Annotated in this window: 13 protein-coding genes; 9 read left to right on the forward strand and 4 right to left on the reverse strand. The window is 41.3% G+C overall.

The features are described 5' to 3' along the window. Window positions 1-11: 11 nt before the first annotated feature. Both BMW71_RS18975 and BMW71_RS18980 read right to left on the reverse strand, forming a co-directional pair. Window positions 12-1,502 (reverse strand): Y-family DNA polymerase, encoded by a 1,491-nt coding sequence (locus tag BMW71_RS18975; RefSeq protein WP_177179708.1) that lies wholly within the window; start codon window positions 1,500-1,502, stop codon window positions 12-14. Beyond that, entirely contained in the window at window positions 1,495-2,241 is a 747-nt protein-coding gene (locus tag BMW71_RS18980; protein WP_092177619.1) for an ImuA family protein, read from the reverse strand. The genes BMW71_RS18975 and BMW71_RS18980 overlap by 8 nt, the downstream gene beginning before the upstream one ends. Before the next feature lie 70 nt (window positions 2,242-2,311). On the opposite strand from BMW71_RS18980, the gene BMW71_RS18985 reads away from it, so the two are divergent. Then, window positions 2,312-3,115: an XRE family transcriptional regulator gene (locus BMW71_RS18985; RefSeq protein ID WP_092177621.1), complete on the forward strand. Its 804-nt coding sequence runs from the start codon at window positions 2,312-2,314 to the stop codon at window positions 3,113-3,115. Window positions 3,116-3,243: 128 nt separating this feature from the next. Here the strand turns inward: BMW71_RS18985 and BMW71_RS23775 are convergent, their stop codons facing one another. Both BMW71_RS23775 and BMW71_RS18990 read right to left on the reverse strand, forming a co-directional pair. Continuing rightward, entirely contained in the window at window positions 3,244-3,396 is a 153-nt protein-coding gene (locus tag BMW71_RS23775) for a hypothetical protein (protein WP_177179709.1), read from the reverse strand. A gap of 23 nt (window positions 3,397-3,419) precedes the next feature. Further along, the gene (locus BMW71_RS18990; RefSeq protein WP_143057692.1) at window positions 3,420-3,665 is read right to left on the reverse strand and encodes a hypothetical protein; all 246 of its coding nucleotides are present in this window, start codon (window positions 3,663-3,665) and stop codon (window positions 3,420-3,422) included. A gap of 312 nt (window positions 3,666-3,977) precedes the next feature. On the opposite strand from BMW71_RS18990, the gene BMW71_RS18995 reads away from it, so the two are divergent. From BMW71_RS18995 to cas4, 8 genes are all read left to right on the forward strand, one after another. Then, window positions 3,978-5,741: a TM1802 family CRISPR-associated protein gene (locus BMW71_RS18995; protein WP_092177625.1), complete on the forward strand. Its 1,764-nt coding sequence runs from the start codon at window positions 3,978-3,980 to the stop codon at window positions 5,739-5,741. After that, window positions 5,734-6,621, forward strand: coding sequence for a type I-B CRISPR-associated protein Cas7/Csh2 (gene cas7b / locus BMW71_RS19000; protein ID WP_092177627.1), 888 nt, complete (start codon window positions 5,734-5,736; stop codon window positions 6,619-6,621). Before BMW71_RS18995 ends, cas7b begins: the two co-directional genes overlap by 8 nt. A 1-nt stretch (window position 6,622) precedes the next feature. Then, window positions 6,623-7,342, forward strand: coding sequence for a type I-B CRISPR-associated protein Cas5b (gene cas5b / locus BMW71_RS19005; protein ID WP_092177629.1), 720 nt, complete (start codon window positions 6,623-6,625; stop codon window positions 7,340-7,342). After that, on the forward strand, window positions 7,342-9,729 hold the full coding sequence (locus BMW71_RS19010; RefSeq protein WP_092177631.1) for a CRISPR-associated helicase/endonuclease Cas3: 2,388 nt from the start codon (window positions 7,342-7,344) through the stop codon (window positions 9,727-9,729). Before cas5b ends, BMW71_RS19010 begins: the two co-directional genes overlap by 1 nt. Before the next feature lie 156 nt (window positions 9,730-9,885). Next, entirely contained in the window at window positions 9,886-10,548 is a 663-nt protein-coding gene (locus BMW71_RS19015) for a CRISPR-associated endonuclease Cas6 (RefSeq protein WP_092177632.1), read from the forward strand. Between the two features lie 7 nt (window positions 10,549-10,555). After that, complete coding sequence (gene cas1 / locus BMW71_RS19020) at window positions 10,556-11,554, forward strand: CRISPR-associated endonuclease Cas1 (RefSeq protein WP_092177634.1); 999 nt, start codon at window positions 10,556-10,558, stop codon at window positions 11,552-11,554. A gap of 56 nt (window positions 11,555-11,610) precedes the next feature. Continuing rightward, window positions 11,611-11,841 carry a CRISPR-associated endonuclease Cas2 gene (cas2, locus tag BMW71_RS19025; RefSeq protein ID WP_244891228.1) on the forward strand — a complete coding sequence of 77 codons (231 nt, stop codon included), beginning with the start codon at window positions 11,611-11,613 and terminating at the stop codon, window positions 11,839-11,841. 5 nt (window positions 11,842-11,846) lie between these two features. Then, the gene (gene cas4, locus BMW71_RS19030) at window positions 11,847-12,422 is read left to right on the forward strand and encodes a CRISPR-associated protein Cas4 (protein ID WP_177179710.1); all 576 of its coding nucleotides are present in this window, start codon (window positions 11,847-11,849) and stop codon (window positions 12,420-12,422) included. Window positions 12,423-12,808: the final 386 nt, after the last annotated feature.

Raw genomic sequence — 12,808 nt, forward strand, 5'->3', positions numbered from 1 at the left:
ATCGCTTGGGGTCAGGAAAAATAGCCGTGCAAAAACCATTGGGGTTCCCCTTTTCCGTAAAGTCCCAGCCGGAAAAGCCAGTACCTGCCCCCTTCCGTATCTTCCACACAGTAATAATCCCGGGGCGGCCCGGTTTGCAGCCACCATTCCTGCTCAATGCGCTCCGGTCCATCGGCGCGAGCCACGCGAACCAGCTTGCCCTTGTGCTTGAAATGCACCGGAGGATAATCGGGCAGGGGTACCATGACCGTAATGGGTTCGGGGACAGGCAGCAGGTGCAGGGGACGTACCAAATCGGGCCAGCCCGTATCGGGCTTTTCGTCAAAGGAAAGCGCAGGCCGCACCGAATGTTCCGGCCAATGCCGCTCCTGAGGCAGGAAGCGGTGCATGCGGCCCGAACCCAGTTTGGCCCCTATCCGGTCCAGCAGTTCTGCCACCGCAGCCGGATCCCCGGATCGGTGCCAGAGTTGCTCCTGTGGCAGCTGCACCTTTTCCACCAGCAATCCTTCCAGGCTAAATAACTCTATTCCCAAGGCCGGCTCCAGCAAGGGTATTTTCAGGGCAAAGAGCCGGAAAAGGTGCACCGGATTGTGGGAAGCCCGACCGGTGCCAATGGTGATTTCCACTGTTTTTCCGTCTACCCGCAGACCTTTGAATACCGCCTTGCGCAGCCCCTTCCCCTCCCTGCTCAGGCGCTGACAGAGGGTATCCAGCAACTTTTGGAGAGCGATTTCGATACCTTTGGCCGTGCGAATGGGCTCCAGGCAGGGCAGCTGCTCTTCGTAAGGAACCCGGGGCTGTACCGGTTGAAAGGCTTCCGCTTCCCTCCCCAGAGCCTGCCCCAACCGAAGCAGCAGCCCCTCCCCAAATCGCCTGCGCAAGGTAGCCGCAGGTAGGTCGATAAACTGCTGGATTTGCCGAAAACCTAGTTTTTCCAGCCCCTCCAGTATCCGCGATTCCAGGCGAAGAGCAGATGGAGGCAAGGGCAGCAAGGCTTCCCGCTGCCCTCCCACTTCGGCTATGCTGCCCTGCTCGCCGTACCGGGCCAGTGCCCAGGCCGCCCCAATGGTATCGGCGATGGCAGCCCGTACCCGGTAGCCTTTGCCTTCCAGGGCGGATACCAGGTCCCGCAGGTAGGCCGATTCGCCTCCCCAAAGATGTGGACAACCCGAAATATCCAGCATCAGTCCGGAAGGAGGATCGGCAGCGGGAATTGGGGTGTACCGCAGGCACCACTCGGCCAGCCGGTAGAGGAGCCGCTTTCCCCAACCGGGCCTGTCTGGAAAGACCCGGATATCCGGAAAAATGGCCCGGGCATCTGCCACGGCCCTTCCCGGACGAATGCCCCGTGCAAAGGCTTCCCGACTGCTAGCCTGCACGATGGCCCGACCCCGTTCATTGCCGGCCAATACGAAGGGCTTTCCCCGGAGTTCCGGATGTCGAATGGCCATCCGGTCCGTGGTCAGGTGACAAAACCAGAGGGATAGAAACCGCTTAGGCATACTTTCTGCTGTTTTGGGTAATTGCTTGCCGCTTCTCCTCCCGGAAAACTTCCTGAAAACCCTGCCCGTCCCATTGCAGCTGCCAGTCGCCCGGTCTTCCGTTTCGGACCTTCATCAAGCCTACCTTCCAGACAGGAAAGCCCAGTCCCGGCATGCCCGTCGGCATGGGTGTCGGAACCGGGGCCACCTTCCAGCGGGTGGCACAGGCCAGGGCATGCAGGCTACGGGGCTGATGGCGGTGCACGAAGCCGGTGACACGGCTCCGCTCTACTGCCAATTGCAGGCGCTGGGATTCGGAGAAACCCAACTCCCTGATTTCCCCGACCACCGCTACCAGGGCTTCGCAACTGAGGGCCTGCTCCAGCGTCCACAGCAGGTCTTTTTCCCTGGGTACGTTCACAAACACCACCCGTTCGGGGGCTACCCCAAAACGCTTCAGGGCGGGAGGAAAGACCTGTGGCCGGGTGCCCAGCCAAAGGCAAAATCCGCCTTTTTGCAGGAGCATGCCCAGAAGCACGGCCAAAAAGCCCTGGGTGGAAGCCGCCTCGGATGGGGTACGACTGATAAATTCGTGGTTGGCGGCCAGGGGAAATACGCCGCCCGGGAAGGCCGCATGCAAGGGACCCAGCTGCAGCCTGGAATCCGGTTGCTGCCCTTTTGCGGGAAGGTATCCTTCCAGGGCCATGATTTCCTGCTTTAACGCCTGCAGCCGGTCCATTTTATCACTATTTCCTTTCATCGTTTTCACAGAATGCCTATATTTGACACGATTCGTATCAAATCGTTGACTCTAATACTACCAAACTTCGATGAAAAAGTCAAAAAACTTTTTTCCGGGTAACCTGAAATTTCTCCGGGAGCGGAAGGGCTTGACCCAGCAAGGGCTGGCGGCCGAACTGGCACTTACCCGTTCCAAACTCAATGCCTTGGAATCCGGGCAGACCAAGGCACCCTCCCCGGAGGATTTTCTGGGCATTTCCAGTTATTTCGGTATCAGCATTGACAGCCTGATACGGGTAGACCTGCGCACCTTGGGAGAGCTGAAATTGCGGGATCTGGAAGCGGGTAACGACGTGTACATGCGGGGCGGCAACCTGCGGGTTTTGGCCATCAGCGTGGACAAGGGCAACCAGGAAAACGTGGAATACGTGCCCATCAAAGCCAAATCGGGCTACCTTTCCGGGTACAACGACCCCGAGTTTATTGCCTCCCTGCCCCGGTTTTCCCTACCCAACCTTCCCCGGCAGGGTACTTACCGGATATTTCCTACTGTGGGGGATTCCATGTTGCCCATTCCGGGAGGAAGCGACATCATCACGAGGTACCAGGATGACTGGACAGCCCTAAAGCCGGATAGCCCCTGCGTGGTGATCCTGAGTGGGCAACAGGATTTTGTGTTTAAGTTGGTGACCGTACAGGCCGTAGGGCAGCTGCTGCTTCGCTCGCTGAATCCGATCTTTGAACCCTATACCGTGCCTGTGGGCGAGGTAGCGGAGATCTGGAAATTCCATGCCTACACCAGCAAAGAAATCCCCGAACCCGAAACCGACCTGCAGCAACTGGTCCGGGCGGTTCGGGAAATGCAGCTGGAGCTGAAGGGAAGGAAGGGGTAGGGATTCAGGGAAAAGGAAATTAGCCTGGTGAATTAAGATAAAATCAAGGAGATACGTCGAAAAATGAACCAAAAATACCCCGATCCGGGTATTTTTTTGGATGAATTCTTTTCTACATTTGGAAATGCCTAATCGTTTTCTGAGCGCTTTGCCTTCTTTCTGATTTCTTCCAGTCTTTTGGCAAACTCTTCCCGGGTTAGTGGTTGTGCATACTTTAGCCTTCTGGCCAATTCAGCTTCGGGATCTTTGGCGAAAGGGTTTTGAGGATTCTTGGGATTCATAAACGAAAGATACAAATGAAAAATTACTTTCCACAAAAAAAGTGCTTACTTTCGGATTTGGTAGCTTTTCGGGCAAAAAGTGAGGTGATTACTTCACCAGCTGAAAATAGGTATAAAATAGGATTCATATCAATTGAGAATCGAATAGCCATAAAAACTGGAAATTCATCAGCAAATTGTGTAATTTCTGTTACAACCGTATCCGGATCTACAAATATTTCTTCCAGCTCTTTGATAGACCTAATTCCATGGTTATGTAACTGGGTCATCGAAAGGTTTGAAGAATGGTCGAAGGCAAAATTTAAGTCCATTTCATTTCAGATGATAGATAGCGCTTTAAATCAAGATCGGATTCGAACCGATAACTACAGCATCGATCGTTTTATTCTACCTTTTGAACTACTGATATATTCAACCCTTTTTTTAGTGGAAACGGCACAAATCAAATTTGAATCTTAATTTCAATCTTTCTTTTTGAATAGAACAAAGCGTGTTTAAAACTAAAAACAATAAGTCTACAAATCAAAATTAATCTTATAAAAATAAATACTTATTTTAGCTTTATCAAGTAACAACATAAGATGATAACCAGCCTTTACAAATTCGCAGAACTTCTAAAAAATAAACCAGACTTACAAACTTACTATACTCCTGCGGAGAACCCGTTCGAAGGAAGAGAGTCAAATGGAAAAGTATTTGTTGGAATCATTGAGGACCAAGATTTTAAAGGATTTGAACTGGAAGACTTTAACCCTAATTTTATAAATAAATATTTGTACAGAAGGCCGGCCGGTGCCAGAGGCACCAACACTGTCCCTACTTTGGTTATAAACAAACAAGACCCTACAAAGACTTTTGGTAAAATAAAGCAGAGTTTTACCAATCTTAAACCACAAATAATTGAAGACAGCCAAATAGAAAAAATTGAAACTTCCTTTTTAAGCCAAGATTTTAACTCTGAATATAGCTTTTTGGTAACCTTCAAAATTGACGGTGTCTATTTTGGGGACAAAAAGGATTTGGTTGCCAAATTTAATAGCGAAGCTTACACAAAATACTTCAAAAAAAATTATGGTAACTCCAAAAAGAAAGCTAAACTTTGCGCACTAACAGGAAAAACTGCCACAGTCTATGGCTTCGTAGACACTTTAGGATTTACAGTTGATGCAGACTCATTCAGACGAAATGGATTTGATGCTTCAAATTCTTACAAAATGTTCCCAGTTTCTGAATTGGCCATACCAACCCTAGAGGGGGCAAGAGGAATTTTAATGAATAAATTAGCAGCTAATTTTTTTGGCCAATTTAAATATGCTATTATTCCCCATTTTGTCTTTTTGGATGATCAGGAAATTGGAAAAATAGTAGCACATACATTCCTACAAAAGGCAGCATTTAATACAGACTCAAAAGATTCAGGGACGGAAGCTTTCATCAATGATTCCGAAAGTTTACTTAAAGAAATAATTGGAGATAAAACACTTAACAGCTCAGATATTCTCTATGCAATTTTATTTTTTGAGCAACAACAAGCTCAGTTTAAAATTCACCTTGAAATAACTGATGTCCTCCCATCCAGAATCAAAAAAGTGATAGATTCTAAACAAGAAGCTGAAAACAGGTACAAATGGCTGACGACCTACCAAACCAAAGATGGTAATATTGTCACACAAAGAATCACTCTCTTCAGATTAAAGGAATATTTCCAGACTGGGGAGAAAAATCTGCAACCAGCTTATTTCAAGCTTATCAGCAGCATTTTTACCGGCCAACCTTTCGATGACTCCAAATTATTGACGCTGATTTTAAACACTTGGAAATCTTCTTATAAGAAAAATTTCAATGCAGAAGAAAACCGATTTAATACTTCGGTAAAACATGCATTAGCAAATCTTCACTTTCTTCATTTATTAGGCTTATTTAAAAAACTAGAAACCATGCCAGAAGTCAAAGAACTACCTGAAAAACAAGATGCCTTTGGATTTATTGAGGGACACCCTACTTATTTTTCCAAGGAATATCTAAAAGGCTCCTTTTTATTCGGATGTCTAACGGCCAGATTACTATACAATCAACCAGGAAATGCCTTTATGAAAGAACTAAATGGGCTAAACATTGATAAAGAGTTGATAACAAAGAAATTTCCCAAACTTATTTCAAAACTACGCCAGTTTAGTAAAGAATTTCCGGATCTAGAAGCTGCAGCACAGCGGTATTTTGCTGTAAATGACAAAGCTACAAAAGAAGAAATTTCATTTGCATTTACGATGGGATTGGTCCTTCAAAAAGATTTTGACAAAAATAATAAAGCTATAAGCAACCTTAACTCTGATAAAAATGAATAATGTACAAAACAGAAGCGAATTAATTTTTCTCTATGACCTAAAATATGCAAACCCCAATGGGGATCCGATGGATTCAAATCGACCAAGAATCGATGAAGACTCCAACCATTGCTTGGTAACTGATGTAAGGCTAAAAAGAACAATCCGTGATTACTTTATGAATCATGGTTATGATGGTTCTGAAGGAAGCACAGGAGATATTTTCATAAGGGACGAAAATGGAAAACCTGTTACAGGAAAAAAAAGAGGAGATGCCTACAAAGATGCGAATGAATTCAAGTCAAAATTCATAGATGTTAGGCTTTTTGGAGGTGTGTCAGCAGTAGAAAAGAAGAAGTTTAATTTTACAGGACCGGTACAATTTGGAATGGGAAAATCATTGCACCCTGTCAAAGAAAATTTTATAAAAGGAACCGGGGCCTTTGCAACCAAAGAAGGGGCCGAACAAAGAACTTTTAGAGAGGAATATAATATCACTTATGGATTGATTGGATTCCACGGAATAATTAATGAAAATGCAGCAAAACATACCGATTTAAAGGAAAATGACATTGATGTTTTGTTGGAAGGTATTTGGAAAGGAACAAAAGATTTGATTTCAAGATCCAAAAAAGGACATATGCCAAGACTTTTAATAAAAATTGATTATCAGCCAGGATTTTATATTGGAGATTTATTGGAATCGCTATCTCTAGATATCAAAGGTGAGAAAGAGCCAATTCAGATAGAAGATGTTTCAGATTACATTGTCAACACAAATTCATTAAATTCCTTGCTGAAAAATTATGAAAATAAAATAATATCAATTTCTGTTGAAAAAGACGAAAGATTAGAGCTTTCTGAACCCATAATAAATGCTAACCTATTAAACCTCACCTGATATGGCAGATAATGCGATTGTTTTTGACATATGGGGGAAATTCGCTCATTTCAAAAAAATCTATGTCACTACCTCAGCTTTATCCTATTCAATTCCTTTCAAAACTTCAATATATGGCATTGTGAGTGCAATTCTGGGTCTTGAAAATTCAGACAATGCCTATTTACGTTATTTTCAAGAAGGTGAATGTCAGATTGGGATCCAGGTGATCAATCCCATTCGGCTTCAAAGAATCAACATAAATTTGTCCCCTTCCCCTGGACCTATCAAGGACAATAGAAAACCTACCTTGATGGAATTTGTAACTGACCCCCATTATAGAATTTATTTCCAGCATAGGGATGAATCAATAATGGCCAATTTGAAAAATTCTTTGCAAAAGAAACTAAGCGTTTTTACCCCTGTATTAGGGCTTGCTAATTGCTTGGCAAATTTTAGCTATATAGGAGAGGAAAAAATTAAAAGAGCAGATGGAGAAGAAGTTATTCATACTGTGATTCCAAAATTTGAATTGATTTCATTTGATCAGAATTATTGGACAGAAAACGCAATCCATATTCAAGAACAGGACATGTATCCCTTGGAAATGAATGATCAAAGAGAAGTAACTAAAAGATCCACTATTTTGTTCGATCTGAATGGAAAACCTATCAGGGTGGTATCAAAGAACCATTATAAAATGCATTTAAATGGTAATAATATTGGTCTAATGTTAATGTAATGAATCCATCTGAATTTATTTCTCATGATGACAGAACCCTGGCAGAGCATTTAGCAGGACTTAAAGAAGTGATTGACTTTTTGTTACTGGAGAAGGCCCAAAACTTGTATTCTGAAAGTGAACTCAAATCCCTTGTTTATCGACTTGTTAGTTATCATGACCTCGCTAAAGCTTCAATTTTCTTTCAATTATACCTCTCAAAAGCTCTCGTTTTAAAAGGCAAGGGACATGTAAAATATTCCATTAAACAATTACGCTTATTTTTAGATTCCAATTCACAAAAAATTAATGAATGGATAAATTCACCGGAGCTAAAAGAACATGCCCATTTTGGGGCTTGGGCCTTTTTAAGTACCATCGATATAAACCAGAGATACGGTTTGGATGCCATGCTTTCCATGAAAATCTTGAAAAGACATCATGGATATCTTAGGGATTTTGAATTGGCAACAATAAACCCTGCGAATCACAAAAGTAAATTTAAATGCATAGAGGAAAATATCGATTACAGTAAATTAAAGGACCTTTTGAATTCTATAGGTCTCCCTTTCGTAACACCAAATATCACCGAAATACTCGATGGATTTAAACTTTTAAAATTTAAAAAATTAGAAATTGAATTAGCGGAAAATGAGAATTCTGCATATTATTTTAAAACACTTTTTAGTTATTCCTTGCTTTTAAGTGCTGACAAAGGTGACGTTATGCTTAAGAATAAATATTTTGAAAGAACAAAAATCAGAAGTCAGATTATTGATCAATTTAAAAAATCAAAACTAACAGAAAGCTTCAAAATCAATGAATTGAGAGAAAAAGCTTACTCTACAGCTGTAGAAAATATTGAAAAATTTGGAGACCATAGTTTTTATTCCATAACCCTCCCTACTGGATTAGGAAAAACCTTCACTGCCTATAAAGCTGCGTTACTATTGAAAGAAAAATTTACTCCTCAATCAAGGATAGTTTATTGCCTTCCTTTTACATCCATTATCGATCAAAATGGAAACCTATTTAAAGAAATCCTAATCAATTCAGGCCTTCCTGAGGAATTAATTGGAATCCATCATCACCTTTCCGTACCGGAGAACAAAAACGAAAAAGAAATTGATTACCCTGAATGGGAGTACTTTATAGAAGGTTGGCAAAAAGAAATAACCATTTCAACCTTCGTTCAATTGTGGGAAAGCATATTTGCAAACCATAACAAAGAGCTAAGAAAATTCCACAACCTAGTTAACAGTATTATCATTTTGGACGAAGTTCAAGCTATTAAGCCTACGTTACTTCCAGCATTGGAATTTGTGATGGAATCAATGGCAAAATTTTTTAACACTAAGTTTATTTTAGTTACTGCAACTCAACCCATGATAATACCCAATAAAATCAAAGAGCTATGCCAGTTTGAATCTAAAGATTATTTTTTCCAAAAATTAAATAGAACACTTCTTGACAAATCTTTATTATCGAGGAGAAATATCTCAGAAAAGGAATTAGCAGAAGCTGTTTATAATGAATTTATAAAAAGACCTATATCTATTCTTGTCATTTGCAATACAATCCGCTACTCTCAAAACATTTTTGAAGAGCTTTCAATAAAACTCGAAAAAGGAGTATTGTATTACCTTTCTGCTTCTTTAATCCCTTATTCAAGAGAAGTCTTACTGAAAGATTACATTTCTCCTCTTTTGAAAAAAGGCAAGCCGATAATATTAATCTCTACCCAAGTAATCGAAGCAGGGGTTGATGTAGATTTTGATTTGGTGTTTCGGGACTTTGCTCCACTTTCCTCCATCAATCAAGCTGCTGGTAGATGTAATAGGAATTCAACTAATGATATTTCGAAAGTAAAATTATTCAGAAGCGGTAAAGAAAAAATTTATGACCCTACACTTTTGTCTGTCACTGAAAAAACTCTGGACAAGTACAGCATAGAAATACCCGAAAACCAGTATTTTGAACTAAACACAGAATATTTTAATGGCATAAAAAGTAAGGTTCAAGACGATTCATATACCAGTAAAAAACTAATTAAGTCAATATTATCCCTGAAATTTGAAGATGTTGGTAGTAACAAAGATTACAGGTTAATAGTAGAAAAATATAAATCCTTCAACTATTTCATTCCAATTAATTCAGTTGCATTGGTCCTTTGGGAAGAATATCAAAAATTGTTAACTCTTGATGATTATTTTGAGAGAAAGCAAAAAATAAAAATGCACTTCCCAAAAATGATGAAGTATATCATTAAAATCCCTGAATACATTAATCCTCCCTCTGAGGATGATAAAGAAAAATATTTGATTTACGACCAAAACTGGAACTCATTCTATGACAAAATATTTGGCTACAAAAAACCTGAAGCTGAAAGCCCAGTTGAAATTTTCTGATTGCCCATAAAAACACCATGAAATTACCTTAAATAAACAATAACGACTGCACAAAAAGAAAAATAGCCTAAACTATATTTTTAACAAAAATAAATAACAATAATCGTCCACTGTACCCCATATACACCCAAAAATTTTCAAATTAAATTCAACCGCATGACTCAAACCCTCACCACCACCATTCGATTTCCAGAGATATCGCTGGCTACCAGGGATGCCCATAAGTTGCGGGGTTATTTTGGAGATTATTTCAAAGAACATTCCCCACTGCTGCACAATCATTACGAAGACGGTAGCAGCCGGTACCGGTATCCACTGGTCCAATACAAGGTAATTGACCAGGTACCCACCCTGTTGGGTGTCAATGATGGCGCAGAATTGCTTACTTCACTCTTTTTAAAAATTAGCCAACTGGATATAGGTGGCGAAATTTACCCTGTACACAGCAAAAACATCGCGCAACAACATACGCAGGTGGGTGTGGTAGATGAACTTAATAACTATCGTTTTTCCAATTATTGGATGGCACTCAATACGGATAATTTTAAGAAGTATGTCAAAATCAATGAAGAAGAAAAATGTCAGTTGCTTAACCAGGTATTGAGAAATAACTTGCTTAGTTTTCTTAAGGGTGTAGGGATATGGGTAGAAAAAAAAATAATGGCTCGTGGAAATTTTCGGGAAAGGACCAGTAAGTTTAAAGACCAGAAAATGATGGTTTTCGAAGGTGATTTTGTCAGCAACGTCGCACTACCTGAGCTTGTCGGCCTGGGAAAGTCTGTTGCCAGAGGATTCGGAGCCATCAAAAAAGTACCCTGATACGCTCATGCAGATTTTTATTAATACATACGGCACCTATCTTCATGTCAAAGACGATATGTTTGAAATCCGGGTGAGAGAGTCCAAACAAGAAAAGTTTAAGACCAACCACATTGCGGCCCACAAGATCACTTCTTTTGTGGTGAGTAAGGGAGCAGCTATTACCACAGATGCCATAGCACTTGCATTGAAACACAATATTGATATTGTGGTGGTAGAAAATAACGGGCATCCCATGGGACGGTTTTGGCACAGTAAATTGGGCAGCACTACCAGGATCAGAAAGCAACAACTGGAAGCCAGCCTCAACAAAGTTGGCCTGGAATGGGTAAAAGGTTGGATTAGTGAAAAGCTGGAGAACCAATCGGAATACCTGCTGAACCTGGCCAAGCACCGGGAAAAGTTACGGTTGAACCTTGAAGAAAAGGCCAAAAAAATTCAAGAATACAAAAAACGGGTGCAAGAATTGGAAGGGAATAACGTACCAGAAGTAGCGGATATGCTTCGGGCAATGGAAGGGAATGCCGGTAGGGTCTATTTTGAAGGATTGGGTATTGCATTGCCTAAGGAATACAAATTCGATGGCAGGAGTTTTCGTCCCGCAAAGGATCCCTTCAATGCCATGCTGAATTATGCTTATGGAATTTTGTACAGTAGAGTAGAGCGGGCCTTGATGCTGGCAGGATTGGATCCTTATGTGGGATTCATGCACCGGGATGATTACAACATGAAAAGTCTGGTTTATGACTTTATCGAACCCTATCGGATCCATGCCGAGCGTTGCGTTTTTGGGCTTTTTTCAACCAAAAAGATAAACAAAGCCTATTTCGATGAAATAATGGGAGGGATTTCCCTTAACCCGGAGGGTAAGCCCATCTTGGTGGAACAATTCGTCAAGTACCTGGACCAGGACCATATTCGTTGTATGGGCAGGAATCAAAGTCGAGCCAATGCCATGCAAATGGATGCGCATAAATTTGCCAATACCTTAATCGGAAAAGTATGATCGTGTGGGTAATGTATGATATCAAAAAAGACAGATCCAGAACCAAAATAGCAAAAATGTGTCAACAAGCCGGGCTTTACCGGGTGCAGTATTCCGTATTTTTGGGTACCCTGGACAAAAACCAGTTTGATTCATTGCATCTGCAATTGGAAGAAATGATTGATGTAGAAAAGGACTCACTGTATATTTTCCCAATGTCCAAAGACGAATTACAGCAGACTGTACTCTTGGGACAAGCGTTTGACAAGGATTTTGTAACAGACGAGGTAAGGTCACTGTTTTTTTAATTGGTATGATTTCATTGACTCCTTCCCATATCATTGAGTACCTGTTCTGTCCCCGGTTTACCTATTTTGAGTATGTTCTTGGTATTCCCCAGTATGAGGATAAGCATTTCAAAGTGATCAAAGGCCGTGAAATCCACGATCGTAAACTGGAAAGAAACAAAGATTATTTGCGGAAAAAGATTGGTGTGGTAGATAAGTGGTTGGATCAGTACCTGACCAATAAAGGACTCAGAGGAAAGGTCGATGAAGTCCTTCTCTTGGATAATGGAAGCATGGCACCGCTAGATTACAAATTTGCTGAATACAAGGATCGGATATATGATACGTATAGGCAACAATTGATTTGCTATGCAATTTTAATTGAGGAAAATTTTGGAAAACAGGTGCATAAGGGTTTCCTGGTATATACGAGGAGTAAAAACAGGTTGGTCGAAGTGGAAATAAGCGAAAAGGATAAAACGGTCGTAAAAGATTCTATCAATAAAATTCGGGATATCATGGAACAAAACCATTACCCAAAGGCTACCAAATACAAGAGAAGATGCTTAACTTGCACTTATAGAAACATTTGTATCAAATGATCCGCCTGGTAATTTATTTTGGTAATGCAACAGATAAGGCTTATATAATTGAACATCAATAAGATAGGTCAACGGAAAATTAAGAAATCACCTATGAAAACGGTCTTTGACATCTTAGAAAAGGGAAAAGTAACACATCAAAAAAACACCTATACAATTGATTGTGAGTTAGTTATGCTATGGCACGACTTCCCACAGCAAATCCAGCACAATAAGGATTGAAACCACGGCTGTTCAGGTACTTGTACTCGGAGTACCTCGCTTCCCACAGCAAATCCAGCACAATAAGGATTGAAACTTTTCATGTATGGAAATAAACCCACAATCTTCTAAACTTCCCACAGCAAATCCAGCACAATAAGGATTGAAACACAAGTGTGCTGCAT

The sequence above is a fragment of the Cyclobacterium xiamenense genome (genome assembly GCF_900109255.1).
In the GTDB taxonomy this organism is placed as follows: Bacteria; Bacteroidota; Bacteroidia; order Cytophagales; family Cyclobacteriaceae; genus Cyclobacterium; species Cyclobacterium xiamenense.

Coding starts and splice junctions, on each gene's coding strand:
- BMW71_RS18975 (WP_177179708.1), bottom strand. CDS start 1,502: ATGCCTAAGCGGTTTCTATCCCTCTGGTTTTGTCACCTGACCACGGAC.
- BMW71_RS18980 (WP_092177619.1), bottom strand. CDS start 2,241: ATGAAAGGAAATAGTGATAAAATGGACCGGCTGCAGGCGTTAAAGCAG.
- BMW71_RS18985 (WP_092177621.1), top strand. CDS start 2,312: ATGAAAAAGTCAAAAAACTTTTTTCCGGGTAACCTGAAATTTCTCCGG.
- BMW71_RS23775 (WP_177179709.1), bottom strand. CDS start 3,396: ATGAATCCCAAGAATCCTCAAAACCCTTTCGCCAAAGATCCCGAAGCT.
- BMW71_RS18990 (WP_143057692.1), bottom strand. CDS start 3,665: ATGACCCAGTTACATAACCATGGAATTAGGTCTATCAAAGAGCTGGAA.
- BMW71_RS18995 (WP_092177625.1), top strand. CDS start 3,978: ATGATAACCAGCCTTTACAAATTCGCAGAACTTCTAAAAAATAAACCA.
- cas7b (WP_092177627.1), top strand. CDS start 5,734: ATGAATAATGTACAAAACAGAAGCGAATTAATTTTTCTCTATGACCTA.
- cas5b (WP_092177629.1), top strand. CDS start 6,623: ATGGCAGATAATGCGATTGTTTTTGACATATGGGGGAAATTCGCTCAT.
- BMW71_RS19010 (WP_092177631.1), top strand. CDS start 7,342: ATGAATCCATCTGAATTTATTTCTCATGATGACAGAACCCTGGCAGAG.
- BMW71_RS19015 (WP_092177632.1), top strand. CDS start 9,886: ATGACTCAAACCCTCACCACCACCATTCGATTTCCAGAGATATCGCTG.
- cas1 (WP_092177634.1), top strand. CDS start 10,556: ATGCAGATTTTTATTAATACATACGGCACCTATCTTCATGTCAAAGAC.
- cas2 (WP_244891228.1), top strand. CDS start 11,611: ATGTGTCAACAAGCCGGGCTTTACCGGGTGCAGTATTCCGTATTTTTG.
- cas4 (WP_177179710.1), top strand. CDS start 11,847: ATGATTTCATTGACTCCTTCCCATATCATTGAGTACCTGTTCTGTCCC.